Origin of the sequence: Phaeodactylibacter xiamenensis (assembly GCF_965229835.1) — a bacterium.
In the GTDB taxonomy this organism is placed as follows: domain Bacteria; phylum Bacteroidota; class Bacteroidia; order Chitinophagales; family Saprospiraceae; genus Phaeodactylibacter; species Phaeodactylibacter xiamenensis.
In genome coordinates this window covers 5,405,180-5,427,429 of the sequence record NZ_OZ245931.1, presented here as the reverse complement: position 1 = coordinate 5,427,429, position 22,250 = coordinate 5,405,180, and the positions used below count along the sequence as shown (strand labels likewise).

Sequence of the window (22,250 nt, the reverse complement as noted above, 5' to 3'; positions counted from 1 at the left end):
TTTCATTACAGCTTCCGGATACCGCCGGAAATAAGAGACCGGACATTTTTAATTTCCGGTTCGCCACTGTAATCAATACTGCCACCGGTATTAGCGCTGGCATCGAGCCGCTTGTGGGCAACGACTTCTGCCATGCCACCGGTATTGGACTTCACGTAAGTGCGCATACACTGCAATTCCAGCCCTTCATACATACCGCCGGTGGAAACCGTCACTTCCTGGTCTTCTGTCTGCCCCGAAACCGTGAGCACACCGCCTTCAGAAGCAGAAGCCTCGATAGCGTTCACATCTACCTCAGCAAACAGCTGCCCGCCACTTGAAGCCCGCAGGTTGAGCTCATCTCCGGTGATAGGGCCTGAGGTACGAACAGACGCTCCCGCACTGGAACGAATAGCCCGCAGGTGATTATAGGTCAGTGTGATTTCGACCCGGTCGAAGTCCTTGAACAAGCCTTCGATAAGCTGTATTTTCAGGGTCTTACCTTTGACATAAAGCGTAATATCATCTACATCAATACCATCGGTCTCAATCAGGGCGGAAGGCGTATCTCCCTTTACCAGTGTAACCGAAATGTCACCGGTTACCGATAACGCGTCGAAGTGGTCCAGCTTTCTGGTCTCTTGTGCATTGGAGACTACGGCAAAGCCGAGGAGGAGGAGTAAAACAACTGCTCTTAGAATGGTATTCATAATTTCTGTTTTTTTACGTTCAGCTATTTGATGACTTTAGGCAACTTGTTCCCCTATTCTGCGTAGTATATTTTCTGGTTCTTCTGTTTTAGGAGAACCTGATTGCACTTTCGTAAGTTCTTAAAACCGATTCCCAAAACTAACCTGATAACCTATGAACCGTTATTCGCTCGTACTTATCCTGGCCATCGGGCTTTGGAGTGGCTGCAATAAAGACGATGATGAACAGGATTGCACCCCACCGGAATATACCTGGAATACGCCCACCTTTGAAAGTCAGGGCAGCTGGCTTTGGGTAACGGATACCTCTGGTGCTGTTATTGCCCGTACGGAGGCAGAAAGCCAAAGCAATGTGCTGTTAATGGCAGAGCAATGCGCAGGCCACCCCAACCTCAATCTGTTGGAAATCTCCTCCACCGCAGCACCGGACAACACTAACCGCACCGTTTTCAACCTGATCTCTGTTTTGAATGCACCGGACAGATTGAGTTGGGATACGCTACCCTCGCCCCGCCCCGAACAATGGGAGGTAGCGGTAAGTGGCGTCAGCAGCCTGGACGAACTCCTCTGGCCAGCGCAAAGCAAAGAGATATTCGCCGGCGATATCTTCATCGATCCGGCTGCCGACTTACTGAGTTTTGCGCTTCAGGTTCCGGAAGGGGCGCCAGCTTATGCCACCCTGCAGGCCAATGGGGAGGCAACGCCCCGCTATCTTTGGGCACCAGCTGCCGGGCCGGATGCCTTCAGTTTTGACTATGACGCCCTGCCTGCTCCGGTACAGGCAGGCCCTATCGGGCTGCCCAATGCCGGCAACTGGCGGTACCGGATCTTTGGCCTTGCTCCAAATGGGGAAGCCGTACTTGATTATTCCTCAATGCCGGACCTGGTCAGTGGCAGCTTCGATCCGCTCCTTCCTGCCAGCCTGCCCGATGGATTCCGGCTGCTCGTTCAGGAAGAAAACACCTTTGAGGGGCTGCCTTTTGCAGCAAACCGCTACAACAAGATCGTCAGTACCCTTCCAGGCAGTATCACCGCTTCCACTACAGCATTCAGCATGGAGCGGGCAGGCGATACCCTCAGCGTGAGTACCACCGGCGATACGCCCGACCTTTACGTACTGCGCATTATTGACTACCAGGGCGCAGGCCCGTGGCTCAACTGGACCATCTACGGCACTGCCCGGGAATTTGAGCGGCTCGTTCTCCCGCAGTGGCCGGAAGTTTTCGCTGCCAACCGCTCTGTATTACTGGGCAACGGACGGCAAACAGTCGCCTTGCTCAGCGCACGCTCCTATGACTCCCGCCCCACTTATGGGCAGATATTGGAAGCCATTGCACAACAACAAACCCACTGGGAAGCTGAACAGGGAATGCTCGAACGGACTCGCGCTTTCCAATTCCAACCGTAAATCTCCGTATTTTCCGGGCATTCAGTTCCGGATAAGTGATGTTTTTACGACCTTAGCGGGCTCGAAAACGGGCGGTGCGACAGCGTACAGCCTTGTATAATTAATCAGGAAACTATGGCACAGCAAAACGATCTGTTCAAAAAACTGGTAGCCCACTGCAAAGAGTATGGCTTTATTTACCAGTCCAGCGAAATATACGATGGCCTGAGCGCCGTATATGATTACGGCCCCTATGGTGTTGAGCTCAAAAATAACCTCAAGGATTATTGGTGGAAAAGCATGGTACAGATGCACGACAACATCGTCGGGCTGGATTCTGCCATTTTCATGCACCCCAAGACCTGGAAAGCTTCCGGCCATGTGGATGCCTTCAATGATCCACTGATCGACAATAAAGATAGCAAGCGCCGTTTCCGGGCTGATGTGCTCATCGAGGAGCACATGGAAAAAATCGAGGGCAAGATCGATAAAGAAATCACCAAAGCCCGCAAACGCTTCGGTGACGATTTTGACGAAGCGATGTACCGGGAAACCAACCCGCGTGTATCCGGCTACGTTAAGGAGCTGTCGGAGATTGAAGCCCGCCTGGGTGCCGCTATGTCCAACAGCGACCTGGCCGACCTGAAGCAAATGATAGAGGACCTGGACATCACAGACCCGGATACCGGCTCCCGCAACTGGACGGAGGTACGGCAGTTCAACCTGATGTTCTCCACGCAGCTGGGCAACATCGCTGGTGCGGAAGGCAAGCTTTACCTGCGCCCGGAAACCGCACAGGGTATCTTTGTCAACTTCCTCAACGTACAGAAGACGACCCGGCAGAAGCTACCTTTCGGTATTGCCCAGATTGGCAAGGCATTCCGAAATGAGATCGTTGCCCGGCAGTTTATTTTCCGTATGCGGGAATTCGAACAGATGGAGATGCAGTACTTCATCAAGCCCGGCGAGCAGATGAAGTGGTACGAATACTGGAAAGAAACCCGCCTCAAGTGGCACCTTGCCCTGGGCACGCCTAAGGAAATGCTGCGCTTCCATGATCACGGCGAGAATCTTGCGCACTATGCAGATGCCGCTGCGGATATTCAGTTCAACTTCCCATTCGGGTTCAAGGAGCTGGAAGGCATCCACAGCCGGACGGACTTCGACCTGGGCGCTCATCAGGAGCTTTCCGGCAAAAAGCTACAGTTCTTCGACCCCGAAACCAAGGAAAGCTACGTGCCTTATGTGCTGGAGACTTCTATTGGCTGCGACCGGATGTTCCTGGCTACCATGTCGCAAGCCCTTCAGGAAGAGACCGTAACAGGCGCCAACGGAAAGGAGAGCACCCGGGAAGTGCTGAAGCTACACCCTGCTCTTTCGCCCATCAAGTGTGCCATTTTGCCGCTTAAGCGCAATGACGAACGCCTGGTGAATATGGCGCAGGATATTTTCAACAATCTCCGCTTGTCCTTCAACGTGCAATACGACGATACGGGCAGTATTGGCAAACTGTACCGCCGTCAGGATGCGATTGGTACACCTTTTTGTGTAACCGTGGATTTTGAAGCCCTCGATGATCAGACCGTGACCCTCCGCGACCGGGACACCCTGGAACAGGAACGCGTACATGTGGATCAGCTGGAGGAGATTATCCGCAAGCGGGTAGACATGAAACAATTGCTGGTGCAATAGCACCCCTTCTCAGAAACAGGCGGGGCAGCCTTCCGGGCGCCCCGTCCCCTTTCTATACCGGCCCACCCTCCGGCCGCTAACCAAACCTACAAGCTATGGAAAACATCCTTCAAAAGTATGCCCACCTGTTGGTCCACTATTGCCTGAGCACTAAGCCGGGAGATAAGATGTACCTGCGCAGTACCACGCTGGCGGAGCCTCTTGTGCGTGAAGTCTACCGGGAAGCGGTCAGGGCAGGTGCCGTTGTGGAAACAGACCTCTCTTTCCGCGAACAAAGCCGGATTCTGCTGGAAGAAGCCGGAGAAGATCAGTTACGGTACATTTCTCCGCTTTACCAGAAAGCAATGGAGGAATTCGACACCTACCTGTACATCATCGCACCTTACAACCTGCGGGAAGACCAAAACGTAGATCCGGACAAGCGCAAAATCCGGCAGGAAGCCCATGCACCGGTGATGAAAAAGTACTTCGAACGCACTGCCACGCTGGATATGCGCCGCAGCCTTTGCCAGTATCCTACCCTCGCTAATGCGCAGGAAGCAGGAATGTCTTTGGAGGAATACGAAAAATTTGTCTTTACCGCCTGCCGTCTCTATGATGAGGACCCCATCCAAAGCTGGACAGAAGTCCGGGAGCAGCAGCAGCAAATCGTGGACCTGCTCAACGACCGGGAAGAAGTACATTACAAAGGTGACGGTGTGGACATCCGGTTTAAAATCGACAAGACCCGCCGCTGGATCAACTCTGACGGCCGCACGAATATGCCTTCCGGAGAAGTGTACACCTCCCCGCTTGAGGACTCCGTTAACGGGGTGATCCGCTTTTCGTACCCTGCTCTGTACATGGGCCACGAAGTGGAAGGCGCCACGTTGTACGTCAAAGACGGCTACGTGGAGAAATGGGAAGCCACCCGGGGCAAGGATTTTCTGGACCAGATTTTTCAGATCGAAGGCGCCAGGCGTTTTGGAGAAGCTGCCATCGGGACCAACTACCGTATTCAGCAGATGACAAAGAACATCCTGTTTGACGAAAAAATCGGAGGTACGGTGCACATGGCTATCGGTCAATCGTACCTGCAGGCTGGCGGCAAAAACCAGTCCACCGTACATTGGGATATGATCACCGATATGACCAAAGAGGGTGAAATTTATGCCGATGGAGAGAAAATTTACGAGAAAGGCAAGTTTTTATTCCTCTGAAGTTAAACTAAACCGGGTATTCATTTGTGAAAGAGTACAGCAGGTTAAACGGTGCGTTTTGCCGTTAAAAGTCTGTTAGATTGTAGGTTTTATTGAAATTTCAGCCTTTCAAAATTTAATGGATTTGAATTTTCTGTATAACTTGCGAATGGAAATGCTTTTTGCCCAAGCCAAATGAATGAGAACGAAAAGCCCTGGTCATCAAGCAAATTATGCATCAGAACGAGAAAACTCGACGAAACACAATTAAATAAACCAACATTTAATCTCCTTAAACCGTGAACAATAATATTGCATTTCTAGAATTAAAGTACGGCAACATTTACGGAGGATATCCCAATTTCTACGCCATTAGTGAAATCTGCCTGCTGGTATTTGAACAAGACACCAACCGAATTTTCATAGAGACCTTCATCAACAACGCCAATGTTGACTTCGTGAGCGTCTACTCTAAAGTAGATGAACTGGGGCATACAGTCGGTCGCGTTAAGGAGGTGGTGAATATGCGCACACACCGTCGTAAACCATTCCGTGAAGATTTCCGATTGGAAGAAAAGGAACTGGCCGGAGCCTTCAATCAGCTCCGCCCCTCCCGGATGCCAATCAAGAACTTCCTGATCAAAAACCTGCGTAAGTACCGCTTCCGTGACCTCATCACCTTCGATGGGCGCCGGGATGTTTTCCTGTGCGAGCGCTCCGGAGGCCGGTTTGACCGCTACAACATCATTGACCTGCAGAAAGAGCTCAATAAAGAGACTGATTACCTGTTCTCCCTCAACAAGCTCTCCAAGGTCATTAATTTTGAGCATGACCGTAGCTACCTGCGTTCTCACAACCTGGAATATTGGCTGCACCCCATCGCAGACCGTCAGATTGTACCTAAATCTGCCGCTTACGATGCCGCTCGCCTGCTGATGATCCACAATGAGTACCGGGACCACCATGATGACTTCATGATGAAAGGTGCCCTCCTGCTCAATAAAATTCAGCAGAACAAGCAACCTGAATAATTGCCGCACTGACACCTTCTACGCTTTTGGGGTAGAACAAGCTCAGCGCATCGTTACATAAAATCAGCCCCGCAGTACTTCATTGGGTTTACTGCGGGGCTTGCTGTTTTTTACGTTAGGCAGGGCTTCTTAAATCCGATATTCCTGGTGCAACTCAGGAATCTCTACCTGATCAAAGCCGTTTTCACTTAAGAAGCCCCTGAAAGCTTCCTGCCGGTCCAGTGTACCATGCACCAGGAACAGCTGCCGGAGTTTAGGCCTTTGATTCCGCAAAAAGTCCAGAATCTCATGCCGGTCGGCATGGGCAGAGAACGAGTCCATGACCTCTATATCGGCATTCACGGGGCGTTCCTGGCCAAATACCCGTACTTCCTTCGCGCCATCGCGCAACCGCCCGCCAGGGGTATGAGGCGCACAATAGCCCACTATAAGAAACGTATTGCGCTGATCTACAACATGGTGGTAAAGGTGGTGCTTAACCCGGCCGGCATTCATCATACCCGACGAACTGATGATGATGCAGGGCGCATCAGAGTTGTTCAGCTCCTTGGAAACAGATGCTTTGCGTACGTACTGCAACCCATTGAAACCAAACGGATCATCATCTTCCAGCAGGTACTCATTCAATTCATTGTCGTAGCACTCCGGATGGGCACCAAAGATGGTGGTGGCGTTAACCGCAAGAGGGCTATCCACATAGACCGGTATTCGCGGCAGTTCGCCGGCAGATGCCAACTGATCCAGCATGTAAACAATCTCCTGTGTACGGCCGATACTGAAAGCCGGGATAATCAGTTTGCCTTGTTTCTCCACGCAAGTCCGCTCAATGATCCGCTGAAAACGCTTGATTTCGTTAGGTGCGTTTTCGTGGTCTTTGTTGCCGTAGGTAGACTCGCAAATGAGGTAGTCAACCTCAGGCATGGGTATTGGGTCCCGCAGGATAGGACGGTTGGGGCGCCCGATATCTCCGGTAAACCCAATGGAGGTTTTACGCCCCAGCTGATCGATACGCAGGGTGACAGAAGCACTACCCAGGATATGACCGGCATCACGGAAAAGGACTTCTACCCCATCGTGTATGGTAAACCAGCGGTTATAGCCATGCCCTTCGAAGAGATTCCATGCCTGTTCTGCATCCCTGGGCGTATACAAAGGCTCCACAAAGCCATCCGTACGCCCTTTTTTGCGAAGCCGCTTATTGTGGTACTCTGCATCATACTCCTGGATTTTGGCACTGTCCAAAAGCATGATCGCGCAAAGGCTGCGGGTAGCGTGCGTACAATAAATATTCCCCCGGAAACCATCTTTGACCAGCTTGGGGATACGCCCGCTGTGATCAATATGAGCATGAGAAAGAATCAGACAGTCAATCTCAGCAGGGTCAAAAGGCCACTGTGCATTGAAATCTTTCATGTCGTCATCACTCCCCTGATACAGACCACAGTCCAGCAAAATCGTATACCCGTCGTCTAGCGTAATAAGGTGAGCACTACCCGTCACTTCCTGAGCAGCTCCGCAGAATTTTATCTTCATGGCTTGGATTGAATTCAGATTTTCAATTTGTCTGCCATCAAGATAGTAAAATCCCGGGAAGGTCTGTCAATCTGCTTCTATCGTCAGCCCACCGTAATCCAGTGAAGCCTCCACGCGCCCAATATTACTTTGCCGCTGCTGACCGAAATAGCCAGACACCGTATGCCGGTCGCTGGTCTCGATTTCCTCAATCAGGTGCAGGGTGTAGGGGTAGCGAATACCAGCGTGGCGGGCTGTAGCCCGGAGCTGGCAATTGATCAAGGGGTCAAGAACTAACCTAAAGTCAGTAAATCGGCCTTCAAGCTTAACAGTCCGGAACTGATCGGGCAGATCCGTAATACGGACCCTGCTGCTGTCTGCTTCAATTGTTGCGGTGTGGCGGAGCCGGTTCACGTAAAGGCGGGAAAGTGAGGTGCTTACCTCTACCTCCCGGACCCGATCGAGCGAAATTTCATCATACCGCCCCTGATTGGTAAAAATACCGCCACCATCAACGTAGTAGTTGTCGTAGCGCGTTTCACTCTCCAGCCGGCCGATATTCCGGAACTTCAGGATGGCAGAGCGGCTCCGGATTTTCACCCAATCTCCGGAAGTCAGGCTACCCTCAACATTAACCAAATCGGCATTCAGTCGGGTGATTTGTTCGAGGTTGAGGGTGCCGTCTTTCTGGTTGAGGGTGACTTCGCCCTCAAGGTTGGCACCAAATACGTCTCCGCTAAGTACTTCTGCAGATACGTTGCCGGTAATGTTTTTCACCGTAACAGCCCCGTGCTTGTTCAGTAGGGAAATCGCCGCCGGTTGAGGCAAAAACACCCGGATGGACACGGAATAATCAGCCGTTTGCAAGCTTGGAAAAGGCCACCAGGCCTGCTCAGCCGGTGCAATATTGGTTTGAATATTCACCAACCGCTGCTGTATGTTCACCTCCGTTTCAATACGGTCAAAAACCTGGGCAGCGGCAGCTTCATGCTCCGCTTCCACTTCCGTAAGGGCTTCCACCCGGATACGGTTGTGTGCCCACCCTTCCACACTGACCGGGCCGTATTTATTGGAAATATTGACCAGTACAGTGGGGTAGACCTGATATTCTTTCTTGATCAGCCTGGAAAAGGTCTCACAGTCACAGGGAGACTGACCGTACAAGAGCCCTGTGAACAGCGAGGCCAGCAGGACCAGGGCAGCGCTGCATGTAGCGCGGCTACGCTGCTCCGTTGCCGGAAGCTTAAAGAACCCGGTCATCCGTATCGGCTTTCTTCGGTGAAGTGGATTCAAAATCTGGGTCTGCCATCTGAATGCGGTTCAATACCCGCTCCAGGATGTACACCTTGGCCCGGTAGTTCTCCAGCAGGTCCTTTACGATATCCTCTGCCTTGCCGGGAGGGGCAGCCTGAAGTTCCCTGCGCAATTCAGCAATTGTAGCGTCCAGGTGTTCCAAATCCTGCTGCACAGCACCAGCCTGCTCGTAGCTGACCAGTTGTTGATACTTCTGTTGTATTTCCTGCTGATAGGCAGCTTCCTGAGCGGCATACTGCGCTCCAATATCATCAATGCTTACGACCGAGTGGGGCATTGGCGGGTTGAGGTACCCACCTAGCGCCACCCCGCAAAAAAGCAGCCCGATGACAGCAGCAGCAATACCCGCTACCCGCCAAAGCATGAGGCGGCGGTGCTTTCGGCGGTCAAGGTCCTGCCGGATTCCCCCCCATACCTTTAGTTCGGGCACATCGCTATCGAAAGCGTCCCGGTTATCGTGAATGAATTGTTCAAATTGATCGCGGTGCATAGTCTACTTGTCTTAAAACGGGCTTTGCCCGCTTTACCCTGTGATGAAAAATGTGGCACTCCGAAATATACCTTTCAGCTCATTTCACTGATAATGCTTCGGAGTTTCTTTTTGGCACGGCTGTACTGCGATTTGGAAGTAGCTTCGGAGACATCGAGGATTTCAGCAATTTCCTTGTGGTCATACCCTTCCATAGCATAAAGAGTAAAGACCACCCGGTACCCATCGGGCAATTGCTGTACCCCACGCTTCAACAGCTCAACGCTGAGGCTAAGGTCATCAGTCGTAATACCGGCCTGATCGGGCTCGTCTGCCACAAACCGGTCTTCCAGTTCCTCCAGCTTTAAACGGTTGCGCTTAAGATGATTGATGCAGTTGTTTACCACAATGCGCTTGATCCAGGCCCCAACAGAAGATTGGTACCTGAAGGTATGCAGCTTGGTAAATACATCAACAAAGGAGTTCTGTAACAAATCCTCAGCATCATGCTCGTGCCGGAGCATACGCAGGCACACATTGTACATGGCACGGGAATAGAGCCGGTAAAGCTCAAATTGAGCACGGCGATTGCCGCGTTTGCACTTCTCGACAATATCCTGATGTGTACTTGCGTAATCCAATTTCAGGTGTTTGTAATCAACAGCGGGTGACTTTAATGCATGCATGACTTTCAGTTGATCGTCTGTGTTTTTAAATGACCTGAAAGGTCGGTAAAGGTTGCACGAAAATCCGGAATTCGGAAATTCTCCCCGATGTGCCTTATCTTGGCGGCGAAACGAATTGACATGGCGAACAAGAAGAAGTACTACACAGTTTGGGAAGGTATGACGCCCGGGGTTTACGATTCCTGGGCGGCCTGTCAGGCACAAATCAAAGGGTTCCCGAATGCGCGGTATAAATCCTTTAAAAGCCGGGAGGAAGCAGAAGCTGCTTTCAGGGGTAATTTTGCAGACCACATTTCCAGCGGCAGCCCTTCCACCCGCAAAGCCAAGCCAATAGTTACGGAGGAGGCCCGGAAAGAAATCATTTGGGATAGCCTCAGCGTGGATGCTGCCTGCAGCGGCAACCCGGGTGTCATGGAATATCAGGGCGTTGACACCAAGACCGAGGCACAGATTTTCCACAAAAAATTCAGCCTGGGCACTAACAATATCGGCGAATTCCTGGCTATCGTGCATGCCCTGGCCTTACTTCAGCAACAAGGCAAAGACACACCAATTTATACCGACTCCAGAACGGCTATGGGCTGGGTCAAACGCAAAAAAGCCAACACCAAACTGGTCAAAAATGCCAAAACCAAGCTGCTGCACGAGCTCATCGCCCGGGCAGAAATCTGGCTGCGCAATAACACCTACAGCAACCCTGTTATGAAGTGGGATACGGAGCGCTGGGGTGAAATCCCTGCCGACTTCGGGCGGAAGTAAGCAGCGTTGAACAACCTTTAAGCCATAATGAGCTGTCATTTTATGAATTACTGGTGGGCCATCTTCATGCCGGGGTTGCTGCTCCTGAGTTGTCAACCGGTGCCCGAGGCGGAAAGTACTTTTGAGCCCTCTCCCGGCAAAGTGGTGCGCCTGCTGGATAGCATTCAGTCCGCTCAGCAGCTTCAAACGGATAAAAAAGAAGGCTTTTTCGAAAAAATCAGTACCCTTGATATCCGGCTGCAAATGGGTATCTCCCTAGATAGCACGATTGCAGCGCCTGTACTCCGACAAAACTACAAAAGCTTCCTGGCCAGGCAGGCGATGCCCCTAAAGACTACAGACCGGGCACTGCTAAAAGCCACCTTCGAGCAAGCTTACGCCTTCTGTGATTCGCTCAACCCTGCTTTGTTGCCCGATACAGTGCTCCTGGGCAAGATGGAAACCGACATCTTCGGCCCCTCCGTCTACTTTACCCGCGAACGCGCCATTTTCATACCCAAAAATGAGCTGTACGAGGGCAACCAGGCCCTACTCCCGGTCGTACTGCATGAGTTGTTCCACATTATCTCCCGCTATAATCCGGCTTTACGTACCGAATTATACGCGTTGATCGGTTATCAAAAACTCGACGCCCCGCTGCACTTCCCCGCCCCGCTGCTGAAACGGCGCCTGCTTAACCCCGATGGCATTGACCATAACTATGCTATTGAGCTGCCTGACAGTACCGGGGAGGCCAAACGCTACATTTCCGTCATCACCGCAGATACGGCTGGCCCCTATCCCGGTAAACGCTATTTTGATTATATCGACTTTCGCCTGTATCCGCTGCTGCCCACAGACATAGGTTACACCGTACAGCCGAACGGCGTGCCACCGGAAGCTGCGCCCGGTTTTTTCGGGCAGATTGGCGATAATACGGGGTACATTATCCATCCTGACGAAATTCTGGCAGATAACTTCGTACTGCTCGTTTTGCGAAAAACTGGTCCAAAAAACTACGCTGCCCGCCCGCTGTCGGAGGGGGGAGAAACCCTGCTAAGACAAATGGAGGCCGTACTTAAGCGCTAAGCAACATGTTTTGCAGCCAGAGCGTTTTTAAAATATGGCACGAACCTTTCTCACCGCCCACTGGCGCAACCTGATTATGGCCAACTACCTGGTCGACCCCACCCTGCTCCAACCCTATGTCCCACCTGGTACTGAGCTGGACACCTGGAATGGGCGCTGTTACGCCAGTTTAGTCGGCTTTTTATTTGACCGTACCCGGGTACTTGGGCTGCCCATTCCTTTTCATCAACGGTTTGAAGAGGTCAACCTGCGGTTTTATGTCCGTTACAATGATGCAGGCGAGTGGAAGCGTGGCGTGGTCTTCGTCAGTGAAATTGTTCCAAAGCGGGCTATCACCTGGGTGGCCAATGGGTTGTACGGCGAGCGTTATGCAGCTATGCCTATGCGGCATATTTGGGAAGAAGGCCCGAAGCAGCAGCGCTACCGGTACGAGTGGCGGCGTGCTGGCCATTGGAACCATTTGGAAGTCAGGACACAGGGGGCACCTCAGCCTTTGTCAGAGGGTAGCGAGGAGCAATTTATTGCAGAGCATTACTGGGGTTATGCCCGATGGGGCACAAAGGGGACGACCGAATATCAAGTCGTGCACCCTTCCTGGGAACTCCGCCCTGTAGTCAGTTATGATATTCATTGCGATGCGGCCGCCCTTTACGGTGATGCTTTTGCGGCCCCGCTCTCCGAACGGCCCTCTTCGGTTTTTCTCGCGATCGGTTCAGCAGTAGCCGTAAAAGCCGGGCAGCGTCTGATTCTGGACAAAAACACTTAATTTCAGGTTCAAAAATACGGCAGCCCTACTGCCAACGTTAACAATCAAAACAACGGATGAAAGCTACACTTACAATTCTCGCCCTCCTTGCCCTCCCCTTCCTGGCTGTTGCCCAGGATAAGGCTGACCTAGCCCAATGCATTCAGGCCACACTCGAATATCCGGAGATTGCGGAGGTCCTTGAGGCAGAGTGGACCAATCAGGAGAAAGTCTACCTGCGCCACAGTGCCATTACCATGACGAACCCGCCCCACTTTACCCGCTTGTTTAAGCAACTGCAGGATACTGACCTGGGTGGGATGGACTTTGAGGTCCATCTCATACAGCCCGGTGAAGAAGGCTTTATGCCCAGTGAAGCCAGAGACCATGGCATTATTGATATCAGCGGAGCGTTCCGGGGTGACCGCATGAGTATTACGCTTTTTGCATGGTTCCCCAACAATCCCCGGAAGAAGCTGAGCGAGGCCTATGTGCTGGAGCGTTATGAAGACGGCTGGAAAGTTGTTGACTAAAAAGCTATCCCTCAAACAATGGGCCTTGCTTCTGGCAGGTCTGATCTTCCTCCTTTGGTATGCCTTTTGCCTGCCCCGGCCTCTCTTTGATGCGCCGCTGAGCGTGGTTTTGGAAGACCGGAACGGGCAACTGCTCAGCGCCCGAATTGCCGCGGACGAACAGTGGCGGTTCCCTCCTCCGGATACTATCCCTAAGCGCTTCGAGACTGCACTGCTTACCTTTGAGGACCAACGGTTCTACAGTCATCCGGGTATTGACCCGGCTGGCCTTGGGCGCGCTATCGTGCAAAATCTGCGTGCGGGACGGATCGTCAGTGGTGGCTCCACACTCAGTATGCAGGTCATCCGGATGGCGCAGGGCAATCCACCCCGGACTTTTTTGAGAAAAATTCAGGAGATGCTCCTCGCTACCCGTCTGGAGCTCCGGTTTTCCAAGTCCGAGATCCTCCGGCACTACGCTACGCATGCCCCCTTTGGCGGAAATGTAGTTGGGCTTGAAGCCGCTTCCTGGCGCTACTTTGGCAAGCCCCCCACCCTGCTGTCCTGGGCAGAGGCAGCTATGCTCGCCGTACTCCCCAATCAGCCCGGGCTCATACACCCCAGCCGCAACCGGAAAGCCCTGTTTCAAAAGCGCAACCGCCTGCTCACCCGATTGGGAGCAGCAGGCCATCTCGACACCCTGACCCTGGAATTGGCACTGGATGAACCGTTGCCGGAAGCCCCCCTGCCACTACCCCAACACGCTCCACACCTTTTAGGTAGCGCGATGAACAACGGGCAATCCGGCCGCCTGCAAACCACCCTTGACGCCCAGTTACAACAGCAAACTACCCAACTGCTGCAGGCACATCAGGCGCAGCTGGCAGGCAATCAGATACACAATCTCGCAGCTCTGATCCTGGATGTCGAGACCGGTGATGTACTGGCGTACGTAGGTAATGTCCTTGGTGCCGGAACAGTACACGACGAGTGGGTGGATATTATCCCGGCACCGAGAAGCACAGGCAGTATCCTCAAGCCTTTTTTGTATGCCTTTGCCTTGCAGGAGGGGCTCATTACCCCGCAGCGGCTGCTTTCTGATATCCCCATGCGGCTCAGTGGGTATCAGCCGGAAAATTATCATGAAGATTTTGATGGCGTGGTTGCCGCTGAGCGGGCCCTTGCCCGCTCCCTCAATGTACCGATGGTGGAATTGCTCTCTGCCTATGGATTAGAGAAATTCCACTACCGCCTGGAGCAGATTGGTATGACGACGCTGGTACATCCGCCGGGGCACTATGGCCTCCCGCTTGTATTAGGAGGTGCGGAAGGATCCCTTTGGGAAATCACAGGTATCTATGCCAGTATGGCCCGGATGCTTAGCCATACCCACGATTACAATGGGCAGTACAGCCCGGCCGATTTCCGCCCTGCGCGTTACCTGCCCGTTATTGATCCACAAGTGCCTCTGCAGGATGCCCCTCAACCCATGAGTGCCGGTGCTGCCTGGCTGACCTTTCAGGCGATGCAGCAGGTGGAACGCCCCGCCAGTGAAGGTGGGTGGAAAGTTTTTGAATCCAGCCGGCGGATTGCCTGGAAAACCGGCACCAGTTTTGGATTTCGGGATGCCTGGGCCATTGGCGCAACGCCCCGGTTTGCGGTAGGAGTCTGGGCAGGAAATGCCGATGGTGAAGGGCGTCCCGGCCTGGTAGGCGTGAAAGCCGCAGCTCCGGTACTGTTCGATCTTTTTAAGCTGCTGCCTGCGTCGGGGGATTGGTTCCTCACGCCTTATGACGACCTCAAACCAACAGTTATTTGCCGGGAAAGCGGTTATCAGGCCGGACCGGTTTGCCCAAAGGATACCATACAAGTTCCCCGAACAGCAACCGGACTTCAGCCCTGCCCTTTTCATGAAGTCATACACCTGGATGAGAGCGGTCAATTCAGGGTAAATGCAGATTGCTATCCGCCTGAGCTGATGCAGCCCGCCCCCTGGTTCGTCCTCCCCCCCACCGAAGCTCATTACTATGCCCGACGCAACCCTGCTCATAAACCGCTCCCGCCTTACCTCAAAGGTTGCGGTGAGTTGGCGGATAGCCCTATGGAACTGATCTACCCGAAATATCCGACCCGCATCCTTGTCCCCCGCGACCTGGATGGCAGCCGGTCCCGTACAGTATTCACGGTAGCGCACCGGCAGCCTGAGACGGAAATCTACTGGCATCTGAACGAGACCTTCATTGGGCATACTACCCAGTTTCACAGTATGGAGCTTGATCCGCCTCCCGGAAAGCATTTACTGACGCTCGTAGATGAGGAGGGGCACCGGCTGGAACAGCACTTTGAGATTATTGCGAAACCGGAGTAATTACCTTAGCAACTCATCGATTCCTTCCTCTCCAATAAGGGTACCAATGGCCACCCCCATGCCCCCCAGGCGCACTGCCGCCACCACGCGGTCAGAAAGATGCCGGATGACCGGCCGTTTGCGGCGGCCAACGCCCAGTATCCCACTCCACCAATGAGCTACTCCAACGTCCTGCCCGGGAAGGATAATCTCCCGCAGCAAACGGACCAAGGCAGACCGGATGAGCGGTGTGGTGCCGAATTCAGAGGTCGCCTCGGCTTCGGTATCGAGATTGCGGCCGCCTCCGAGTAATATCCGGTTGTCAATATTACGGAAGTAAAAATAGCCCCGGTCGTAATGAAAGGCACCCCGGATCTTCAGCACTTTGACAGGCTCTGTGATCAACACCTGATTGCGGGCAGGCCGGACTTTCAAATCAGGTAATAGCTGCCGGGCAAAGCCATTGGTGCAAACCAGGACCTGCCGGGCACTGACGGACCAGCCCAGGGTGGTTTCCACTTCCACTTTTGTGCCTGCATCGTGCACGGCTTCTACACCCAGGCCTGTATAGATGAAAATGTCAGCCGCCCGGGCCTTTTCGAGTAATGCTCTGACCATTTCGCCAGTATGCAGTTGTCCTTCTGCCTGATTTTTGATCAGGTAGCGTACGCCTTTTAGCCCAAAATCCGCAGCAGCTTCGTGCGTCCTTTGATAGGTTTCTGCCAGCCCGGTAATGGATTTTAGTCTTTGATTGAAAGCAGTGATTTGATCGGCACAAGTCTCGTACCGTTCCGCTTCTTCCGCACGGAAGAGCTCGAATCCACCCAGTGGCTCATACCGGATAGCCGCGTCACCAAGGAGTGCCCTAAGCCGTTGCAGCCCTTTCCAGCGCCGCTCCACCAAGGCCCAGACCTCGTCTTCCGGGCTTTCGGTCATATCATCGAGCAGCTCTGAGACACTGCCAAAACAAGCAAACCCGGCATTACGGGTACTTGCGCCCACCGGCAACGGCCCGCGTTCCAGTATGAGGATTTTGGCATTTGGTGCTTTTTCCCGGGCGCGCAGCGCAGCGCTTAGTCCTACAATACCAGCACCAATGATGATGATATCAATATCCGAAAAGAAGGAGGCATGCTCCCAGTAGCTGAGCTGATAACGTAAAGAAGTGAGTTGTGGCAATTGATCAATCTTTTTGACGGACAGCTAATATACAACCTGCTGATGAGAGTCTTTCAAATGATCCTTATCTTCGCGCTAAACAACCGAAACAGACTATGATTCAAAGAATTCAATCTATCTTCTTGTTTTTGGCAGGAGGGGCTTCACTGGGACTGTTTGGGCTCCCTTTTGCCACAACACCAAAGGCGATTGAAAGCTCAATGATTTTTGGAGATGCCCTGTATAACGTCAATGATCAGGTGGGGCTTTCTGTACTTTTTGGCCTGGCCGGGGCGTTAGCAATCATTGCCATTTTTCTATTCCGCAACCGGGGACTACAGTCTAAGGTGAGCCTTTCTGCGCTCATCCTGAATATCGGCGGGTTAGTATTTGCCCTTTACTACCTCACTCAAAACCTGACAGAAGCAGGTAAGGCAGCGATTGAGTTTGCCCTTGGAGCTACGTTTCCAATTATTGCGGTGTTTTTTTGCTTCCTGGCCTATCGGTTTATCAAAAAAGACGACAAGCTTGTTAAGTCGATGGACCGCTTACGGTAGTGTACTATCCCTTTTAAAAAATCAAAGCGCCTTTCACCGAGAATAATCCGGTAAAAGGCGCTTTTTTATAGAGGAAACGAAATAGATTATACCGACGATAAAGTGGTTTGCCACAGCAACCGACTTGATGTCGGCATAAACGCTGGGAAATGGCTTGCGCTTGCCCTGACAAGCTGCGCTTCGTCAGTGGCCGATGTCGCAAATCCAAGATTCCAGACGATGAATGTCTGGATCAACGACCCGACATTTATCGTTCCCCATGCTGACCATCAGCGCCAGTAGGTGACCACTTCGTATTGCGTATAAAAGAGTCTATTGTTTCGCGTTCGGATCTTTTTTAGCGGAGTAGTTCACTTTCAACTGACCCGACTTACGAAGCTGAGTCTTAACGTCTGTAACGATACCCATAGTTACTTCACCATCCACCCGGAGGGAAGAAGTGATCTGACCGTGACGTGCTTCCGGCACTTTGATTTTGTGCTTTTCCAGAAACAGTGGGATATCAGAAATGGTAGCGAACTTATCGCCGAGCTGCAGCCTTGGCTTTGTACCATAAGTGCTTTCGTACTTCTGCGTTGGCCGGCCGATATACAGGTAGTTAACCAGTGATTTTTCCTCCAGCTTTGTCAGCTCCGATGCATAAGGCGTAGAAACCTTTACCATCAGCTCTGCATCTCTCAGTACGGTTACCACCATAAAGAAGAAAAGCAGCATGAAGATAATATCCGGGAGCGAAGCTGTAGAAACTTCTGGTTTAGATTTTCCTCTCTTCTTAGAAAACTTAGCCATAGTTAATCAATTTTAACTGCCCGAAGGCAAAGGGTGAAAGAAATAGGGCGGCAGTTTTTCGACTTAGGGGGACAAGCTTGGCACCTATCCCCATACCGTCTACTCCTCACCGAAGGCTGTTGGTTCAGCTTCCGAGAGTACAAAAGGTATCTCTTCCCGAATTGCTTTCTTATACGCAAAGGGCATATCCTCGCTGTACGGAACACCGTATCTGCGCTGACTGAGCTCATCCCACAGCTCAGAGTAAGCTGCTTTCAACTCGTTATAAACGGTCAGGTAGGCATCGTAAGATGTACCCCGGTCGTTTTTGAGTGAAATAATGGCTTTCGTTGGCTTTTCAGCCAGATTCTCTAATTTGCTGGGATTGCTAATGAACTCTTTCGCACGTCCACGTAGTTCTTCAATGCGTGCCGGCTCACCACGAACCAAAAGCTGATCCTGTGCATTAACCAGTACCGAAAAGACATTCCGCTTTTTCAGCTTGGTAATATCAGGCTCCTCTTCTGACCAGGGTGGTAGTTTAACTGTAATCCCCTTGTCCTCAACGATAGTTGTCGTGACGAGGAAGAAGATCAGGAGCAGGAAGGCAATATCGGCCATTGAGCCTGCATTGATCTCATTACTCATCCGATCTCTGGTGCTCGTTTTTGCCATAATGCCTTATTATTTGAACAGGTTAGTAATCTCAGACACAACGAAGGCTGCTGCTGCCACTACTACCAAAACGATAGTTGTGGAGATACCGCCACTGATGAATTTGAGGTTCCCTTCGGTGAACTCAGCACCACCTTGTTCGAACTTGTCGATGGCACCCTGAATATATGGACTTATGTCTGTGTCCGTCATGGAATAGGAGACAAAGAAGACAACCAGCAGCGCAACAAAGCCCAAAATCCCTTTCATAGAGCTTTTGAAGCTTGTGACGACCTGAGCCAGACCGAAGATGACCATAGCGGCGGCTGCAATAACAGCCAGTGCCATGGCACCGTACAGACCAAAGTCGAAGATGGTGGTTTCCATCTGCTTCTCTTCCGCCATCGCTGTAAATTCACCCATATTGGAAACTACAGAGATCAGGAAGATCACGGTTATCAGAACTCCTAAACCGAAGGCCAGTGTCTGACCATTTTTGGTTAGAAATTTATACATAATAGTTGGTTTCTCTTACTGCTTGAAAATGTTATTTGACGCCATGATGTCTACCAGTGCGATAGATGCATCCTCCATCTTATTAACGATACCGTCAATCTTGGAAACGATATAGTTGTAAAAGATTTGCAGGATAATCGCAGTGATCAGACCGAATACAGTCGTCAAAAGAGCTACCTTAATACCACCAGCAACTACTGAAGGAGAAAGGTCACCTACCGCTTCGATACGGTCGAATGCCTGAATCATACCGATTACCGTACCCATAAAGCCAAGCATCGGTGCGATTGCGATGAAAAGAGAAATCCAAACCAGACCACGCTCAAGCAAGCCCATCTGAACACTACCGTAAGAAACGATAGCTTTTTCAACTGCCTCAGCGCCGTCATCAGCATTTTTAAGACCCTCATAAAGGATACTTGCTGTTGGTCCCTGAGTGGACTTGCATACTTCCATTGCGCCCTGTACGTCACCAGACTTCAGGTGCTCATCAATACGAGCGAGCAGCTTGTCAGTATTAGTGGTTGCGATGTTCAGTGTGATGATACGCTCAATACAGAACGCAAGACCGAGGATCAGACACACGAGTACGAAGCTCATAAAGCGCCAGTCACCATCGATGAAGTACTTCTTCAGCACTTGATAGCCGCTCTGCTCAGCGCCAGCCTCTTCTTCACCTGCATCAACAGCAGGAGATTCAGGCTCGATGGGGTCTACCTCTGCCTCTGCAGCAGTGGTAGTGTCTTCCATTTGCTCAGTTGCAGTAGTGTCGGTATCGCCATCCTGAGCATACACGAAATTCCCGGAGAAAACTGCTAAGCCGAGTACCAGCAGCAGTGCTATTAATTTTCGCATAGTCAATAAGGTTTTTTCGATTGTTTTTTAAAAGTTAGTCAAACCAGTTAAAGTTGGAAATCGTACAAAATCTGCTCCGGAAATCCCAGCTACAGATATTGCGCTTGCGGAGAGAGAGGGATTCGAACCCTCGATACTGGGTTACAGTATACACGCTTTCCAGGCGTGCCTCTTCAGCCACTCGAGCACCTCTCCGTTCAATATTCCATCGCCGCTTATACCAGCGGCGCACGAGCAAATATAATTATTAAGCGTCTTTTGCCAATATCAAGGCACACAAAAATTGTAAAAAGATATTACAAATCCTAATTCGCGCTTATGCAAACTGCTTTATCCCTAAATTTATAACAGGGACTGGGACGTAAGTTCCTCTACCCTAAACAGGGCTTCTGCATTCGCAGTGGTCTGACGGGCAACCTCCGAAAAGGGCACCTGCTGCACAGCTGCGATCTTCTCCGCTACCAAACGTACATACGCGCTTTCATTGCGTTTCCCCCGCTTTGGCACGGGTGCCAGGTAGGGCGCATCCGTTTCCAGTACCAGGTGCTCCAGGCTGATCTCTTGCACCACTTTATCTAACCCACCATTCTTAAATGTCACGACGCCCCCAATGCCCAGATAAAAATCTAAATCAATAATGCGGCGGGCTTCTTCCAGCGTACCGGTAAAACAGTGGAAAATCCCTCGAAGCCGCTCGTCTTTTTGCTCGTCCAGGATTTCCAGCACTTCTGCCGTAGCATCACGGGAATGAATCACAATCGGGATATCAAGGGCTTTCGCCCATTGGATTTGCTGACGGAAAGCGTCTTGCTGCTGACGAAAATGGGTTTTGTCCCAGTACAGGTCTATGCCTATTTCGCCAATCGCGCAGAACGGTCGCTCTCCAAGCCATTTTTCCACTACCGCCAGTTCCTCCTTATAGTTTTCTTTGATAGAACAAGGGTGAATGCCCATCATCGCAAAACATTGCCCCGGATAGTCTTCTTCCATCTTCAGCATACCCTCAATAGAAGCATGGTCTATATTAGGTAGAAAAAAGCGGTCAACCCCGCTCTCCATGGCCCGCTCCACCATCTCTGCCCGGTCGGCATCAAATTTTCGGGAGTATAAATGCGCATGTGTGTCTATCAGCCTCATATATGCATTTTATGTTCTGGCAACGCTGCAAAGGTAGAGATTCAAAATGAAGGTTTTTTGGTGGGAAGCAGGAAGATTTATTTAAGGCTGATGCCTACACATTATATATGGTATAACAGACTGTAATTTACATTACGTACTACCCCCCCCTGTGAAGCTTTGCCTAACCTGCTTCCTTTAACCCATCTAATCGTTGCTGCGCCTGCTCATAGTCAGGTGCCATGCGCAGGGCCTGCTCGTAGTCCGCTTTAGCGTCAGCAGCCTTACCCTGCATTTCCCGGCTCAGGCCACGGAAGTAGTAAGCCCGGATATGCGTTGGCGATGTTTTGACGGTCAGGTCGAATTGTTGCTCCGCTTTGGCCACCGAGTCCATATCAAGATACAAAAGGCCTGAATTGAAGTAAGCCTCATCGTACTGCGGGTCAATCGTAATGATCTTACGGTACAATTCAACGGCGCCTTCCAAATCACTCGTTGCAGTCAGGTAATCCGCTTTGGCATGCAGCGCAGTGATATCGTTTGGTGCGATACGGGTGGCATTATCAAAATAACGCAAAGCCAGCGGATCGCCCAAACCGGCATAAAGCTGCCCCAGGTTGATCCAGCCATCAATAATATTGGCATCGAGCTCCACTGCCTTTTGATAACTGTTGATAGCACGCACCGTATCCTGCCGTTCCTCGAAGTTCATCCCGAACATAAAATAGGCTTCTGCATTCTGCGGGTCAATCTTAAGCACGCGGTCGATGGCCTTCATGGACTCTTCGTACTGAGTAAGAATGAGGTGGTATTCGCTCAGCTTCAGCAGTGTGGGGATGTCTTCCGGGAAGCGCTCTGCTGCACGCTTAAGAATTTCAACAGCCTGACGTGACTTGAAATAGTCCAGGTAAGCATCCGCCAGCTTGTGGTAGTAAACGGGCTGCGTGGTGTCCAGCTGAATGGCTTTGGTATAGTCGCGGATGGCTTCATCGTAGCCGCGGTTTTCATAAAACACATCGCCCCGCTGCACATATAGCCCGGGGTCAGTCTGATCAGCAGCGATCGCCTGCGTCAGGCCATCGATCGTCGGGTTGCCCGTCTGCCCGAGCTCAGGCTCACCACTTTGGCCCTGCTCTTGTGAGCTGCCGCCACAGGCGTTTATCGCCAGCGCTGCCAACAGTGTGAGAAAGGGGAAAAACAATTTAGCTTTCATAGAGTATGTAACGTTGATTACAAT

At 51.6% G+C, this 22,250-nt stretch carries 22 protein-coding genes and 1 tRNA gene; 10 read left to right on the top strand and 13 right to left on the bottom strand.

The annotated features are described in order from the left end of the window. Positions 1-5: 5 nt before the first annotated feature. Positions 6-689, bottom strand: a complete 684-nt coding sequence (locus ACO08I_RS20640) for a head GIN domain-containing protein (RefSeq protein WP_421946947.1) — start codon at positions 687-689, stop codon at positions 6-8. Between the two features lie 154 nt (positions 690-843). Here ACO08I_RS20640 and ACO08I_RS20635 point away from each other — a divergent pair, with 154 nt between their 5' ends. The 4 genes from ACO08I_RS20635 (at position 844) to ACO08I_RS20620 (ending at position 5,977) form a co-directional block, all read left to right on the top strand. Continuing rightward, entirely contained in the window at positions 844-2,097 is a 1,254-nt protein-coding gene (locus ACO08I_RS20635; RefSeq protein WP_282783615.1) for a hypothetical protein, read from the top strand. 114 nt (positions 2,098-2,211) lie between these two features. Next, complete coding sequence (locus tag ACO08I_RS20630) at positions 2,212-3,768, top strand: glycine--tRNA ligase (protein ID WP_421946946.1); 1,557 nt, start codon at positions 2,212-2,214, stop codon at positions 3,766-3,768. A gap of 95 nt (positions 3,769-3,863) precedes the next feature. After that, positions 3,864-4,967 (top strand): aminopeptidase, encoded by a 1,104-nt coding sequence (locus ACO08I_RS20625; protein WP_421946945.1) that lies wholly within the window; start codon positions 3,864-3,866, stop codon positions 4,965-4,967. A gap of 278 nt (positions 4,968-5,245) precedes the next feature. Beyond that, positions 5,246-5,977: a hypothetical protein gene (locus ACO08I_RS20620; RefSeq protein WP_044216565.1), complete on the top strand. Its 732-nt coding sequence runs from the start codon at positions 5,246-5,248 to the stop codon at positions 5,975-5,977. 129 nt (positions 5,978-6,106) lie between these two features. Here the strand turns inward: ACO08I_RS20620 and ACO08I_RS20615 are convergent, their stop codons facing one another. The 4 genes from ACO08I_RS20615 to ACO08I_RS20600 all read right to left on the bottom strand — a co-directional run bounded on the left by ACO08I_RS20615 (position 6,107) and on the right by ACO08I_RS20600 (position 9,958). Further along, complete coding sequence (locus tag ACO08I_RS20615; protein WP_421946944.1) at positions 6,107-7,510, bottom strand: MBL fold metallo-hydrolase RNA specificity domain-containing protein; 1,404 nt, start codon at positions 7,508-7,510, stop codon at positions 6,107-6,109. A gap of 66 nt (positions 7,511-7,576) precedes the next feature. Further along, positions 7,577-8,749 carry a hypothetical protein gene (locus tag ACO08I_RS20610; RefSeq protein ID WP_421946943.1) on the bottom strand — a complete coding sequence of 391 codons (1,173 nt, stop codon included), beginning with the start codon at positions 8,747-8,749 and terminating at the stop codon, positions 7,577-7,579. Next, positions 8,733-9,293, bottom strand: coding sequence for a hypothetical protein (locus tag ACO08I_RS20605; protein WP_421946942.1), 561 nt, complete (start codon positions 9,291-9,293; stop codon positions 8,733-8,735). Before ACO08I_RS20605 ends, ACO08I_RS20610 begins: the two co-directional genes overlap by 17 nt. Before the next feature lie 74 nt (positions 9,294-9,367). Further along, positions 9,368-9,958: an RNA polymerase sigma factor gene (locus tag ACO08I_RS20600; protein ID WP_421946941.1), complete on the bottom strand. Its 591-nt coding sequence runs from the start codon at positions 9,956-9,958 to the stop codon at positions 9,368-9,370. Between the two features lie 120 nt (positions 9,959-10,078). On the opposite strand from ACO08I_RS20600, the gene ACO08I_RS20595 reads away from it, so the two are divergent. Genes ACO08I_RS20595 through pbpC form a run of 5 tightly spaced genes read left to right on the top strand, consistent with a single transcriptional unit; the run spans position 10,079 to position 15,410 of the window. Continuing rightward, complete coding sequence (locus tag ACO08I_RS20595; RefSeq protein WP_421946940.1) at positions 10,079-10,717, top strand: viroplasmin family protein; 639 nt, start codon at positions 10,079-10,081, stop codon at positions 10,715-10,717. A gap of 42 nt (positions 10,718-10,759) precedes the next feature. Then, positions 10,760-11,785 (top strand): hypothetical protein, encoded by a 1,026-nt coding sequence (locus ACO08I_RS20590; protein WP_421946939.1) that lies wholly within the window; start codon positions 10,760-10,762, stop codon positions 11,783-11,785. 34 nt (positions 11,786-11,819) lie between these two features. Further along, positions 11,820-12,551, top strand: coding sequence for a YqjF family protein (locus ACO08I_RS20585; RefSeq protein ID WP_282783598.1), 732 nt, complete (start codon positions 11,820-11,822; stop codon positions 12,549-12,551). A gap of 56 nt (positions 12,552-12,607) precedes the next feature. Then, the gene (locus ACO08I_RS20580; protein ID WP_282783595.1) at positions 12,608-13,063 is read left to right on the top strand and encodes a hypothetical protein; all 456 of its coding nucleotides are present in this window, start codon (positions 12,608-12,610) and stop codon (positions 13,061-13,063) included. Positions 13,064-13,088: 25 nt separating this feature from the next. Beyond that, on the top strand, positions 13,089-15,410 hold the full coding sequence (gene pbpC, locus ACO08I_RS20575; protein ID WP_421946938.1) for a penicillin-binding protein 1C: 2,322 nt from the start codon (positions 13,089-13,091) through the stop codon (positions 15,408-15,410). On the opposite strand, the gene ACO08I_RS20570 is transcribed toward pbpC, so the two are convergent. Then, positions 15,411-16,568, bottom strand: a complete 1,158-nt coding sequence (locus ACO08I_RS20570; RefSeq protein WP_421946937.1) for an NAD(P)/FAD-dependent oxidoreductase — start codon at positions 16,566-16,568, stop codon at positions 15,411-15,413. Positions 16,569-16,663: 95 nt separating this feature from the next. On the opposite strand from ACO08I_RS20570, the gene ACO08I_RS20565 reads away from it, so the two are divergent. Further along, positions 16,664-17,104, top strand: coding sequence for a DUF4293 domain-containing protein (locus ACO08I_RS20565; protein WP_044216578.1), 441 nt, complete (start codon positions 16,664-16,666; stop codon positions 17,102-17,104). A gap of 312 nt (positions 17,105-17,416) precedes the next feature. Here ACO08I_RS20565 and ACO08I_RS20560 read toward each other — a convergent pair whose 3' ends face one another. From ACO08I_RS20560 to ACO08I_RS20530, 7 genes are all read right to left on the bottom strand, one after another. Further along, positions 17,417-17,893, bottom strand: a complete 477-nt coding sequence (locus tag ACO08I_RS20560; protein WP_044216579.1) for an ExbD/TolR family protein — start codon at positions 17,891-17,893, stop codon at positions 17,417-17,419. 99 nt (positions 17,894-17,992) lie between these two features. Continuing rightward, complete coding sequence (locus ACO08I_RS20555; protein ID WP_044216580.1) at positions 17,993-18,547, bottom strand: ExbD/TolR family protein; 555 nt, start codon at positions 18,545-18,547, stop codon at positions 17,993-17,995. A gap of 9 nt (positions 18,548-18,556) precedes the next feature. Next, entirely contained in the window at positions 18,557-19,042 is a 486-nt protein-coding gene (locus ACO08I_RS20550) for a hypothetical protein (protein ID WP_044216581.1), read from the bottom strand. Positions 19,043-19,057: 15 nt separating this feature from the next. Next, the gene (locus ACO08I_RS20545; protein ID WP_044216582.1) at positions 19,058-19,897 is read right to left on the bottom strand and encodes a MotA/TolQ/ExbB proton channel family protein; all 840 of its coding nucleotides are present in this window, start codon (positions 19,895-19,897) and stop codon (positions 19,058-19,060) included. Between the two features lie 107 nt (positions 19,898-20,004). After that, positions 20,005-20,092, bottom strand: a tRNA-Ser gene (locus ACO08I_RS20540). A 147-nt stretch (positions 20,093-20,239) separates the two neighbouring features. Continuing rightward, positions 20,240-21,034, bottom strand: coding sequence for a TatD family hydrolase (locus tag ACO08I_RS20535; protein WP_282783585.1), 795 nt, complete (start codon positions 21,032-21,034; stop codon positions 20,240-20,242). 163 nt (positions 21,035-21,197) lie between these two features. Beyond that, positions 21,198-22,226, bottom strand: a complete 1,029-nt coding sequence (locus ACO08I_RS20530; protein ID WP_282783583.1) for a tetratricopeptide repeat protein — start codon at positions 22,224-22,226, stop codon at positions 21,198-21,200. Positions 22,227-22,250 lie beyond the last annotated feature (24 nt).

Bases quoted from the DNA above. Each gene is read 5' to 3' on its own strand.
- ACO08I_RS20640 (WP_421946947.1), bottom strand. From the start codon at position 689: ATGAATACCATTCTAAGAGCAGTTGTTTTACTCCTCCTCCTCGGCTTT.
- ACO08I_RS20635 (WP_282783615.1), top strand. From the start codon at position 844: ATGAACCGTTATTCGCTCGTACTTATCCTGGCCATCGGGCTTTGGAGT.
- ACO08I_RS20630 (WP_421946946.1), top strand. From the start codon at position 2,212: ATGGCACAGCAAAACGATCTGTTCAAAAAACTGGTAGCCCACTGCAAA.
- ACO08I_RS20625 (WP_421946945.1), top strand. From the start codon at position 3,864: ATGGAAAACATCCTTCAAAAGTATGCCCACCTGTTGGTCCACTATTGC.
- ACO08I_RS20615 (WP_421946944.1), bottom strand. From the start codon at position 7,510: ATGAAGATAAAATTCTGCGGAGCTGCTCAGGAAGTGACGGGTAGTGCT.
- ACO08I_RS20610 (WP_421946943.1), bottom strand. From the start codon at position 8,749: ATGACCGGGTTCTTTAAGCTTCCGGCAACGGAGCAGCGTAGCCGCGCT.
- ACO08I_RS20605 (WP_421946942.1), bottom strand. From the start codon at position 9,293: ATGCACCGCGATCAATTTGAACAATTCATTCACGATAACCGGGACGCT.
- ACO08I_RS20600 (WP_421946941.1), bottom strand. From the start codon at position 9,958: ATGCATGCATTAAAGTCACCCGCTGTTGATTACAAACACCTGAAATTG.
- ACO08I_RS20595 (WP_421946940.1), top strand. From the start codon at position 10,079: ATGGCGAACAAGAAGAAGTACTACACAGTTTGGGAAGGTATGACGCCC.
- ACO08I_RS20590 (WP_421946939.1), top strand. From the start codon at position 10,760: ATGAATTACTGGTGGGCCATCTTCATGCCGGGGTTGCTGCTCCTGAGT.
- ACO08I_RS20585 (WP_282783598.1), top strand. From the start codon at position 11,820: ATGGCACGAACCTTTCTCACCGCCCACTGGCGCAACCTGATTATGGCC.
- ACO08I_RS20580 (WP_282783595.1), top strand. From the start codon at position 12,608: ATGAAAGCTACACTTACAATTCTCGCCCTCCTTGCCCTCCCCTTCCTG.
- ACO08I_RS20565 (WP_044216578.1), top strand. From the start codon at position 16,664: ATGATTCAAAGAATTCAATCTATCTTCTTGTTTTTGGCAGGAGGGGCT.
- ACO08I_RS20560 (WP_044216579.1), bottom strand. From the start codon at position 17,893: ATGGCTAAGTTTTCTAAGAAGAGAGGAAAATCTAAACCAGAAGTTTCT.
- ACO08I_RS20555 (WP_044216580.1), bottom strand. From the start codon at position 18,547: ATGGCAAAAACGAGCACCAGAGATCGGATGAGTAATGAGATCAATGCA.
- ACO08I_RS20550 (WP_044216581.1), bottom strand. From the start codon at position 19,042: ATGTATAAATTTCTAACCAAAAATGGTCAGACACTGGCCTTCGGTTTA.
- ACO08I_RS20545 (WP_044216582.1), bottom strand. From the start codon at position 19,897: ATGCGAAAATTAATAGCACTGCTGCTGGTACTCGGCTTAGCAGTTTTC.
- ACO08I_RS20535 (WP_282783585.1), bottom strand. From the start codon at position 21,034: ATGAGGCTGATAGACACACATGCGCATTTATACTCCCGAAAATTTGAT.
- ACO08I_RS20530 (WP_282783583.1), bottom strand. From the start codon at position 22,226: ATGAAAGCTAAATTGTTTTTCCCCTTTCTCACACTGTTGGCAGCGCTG.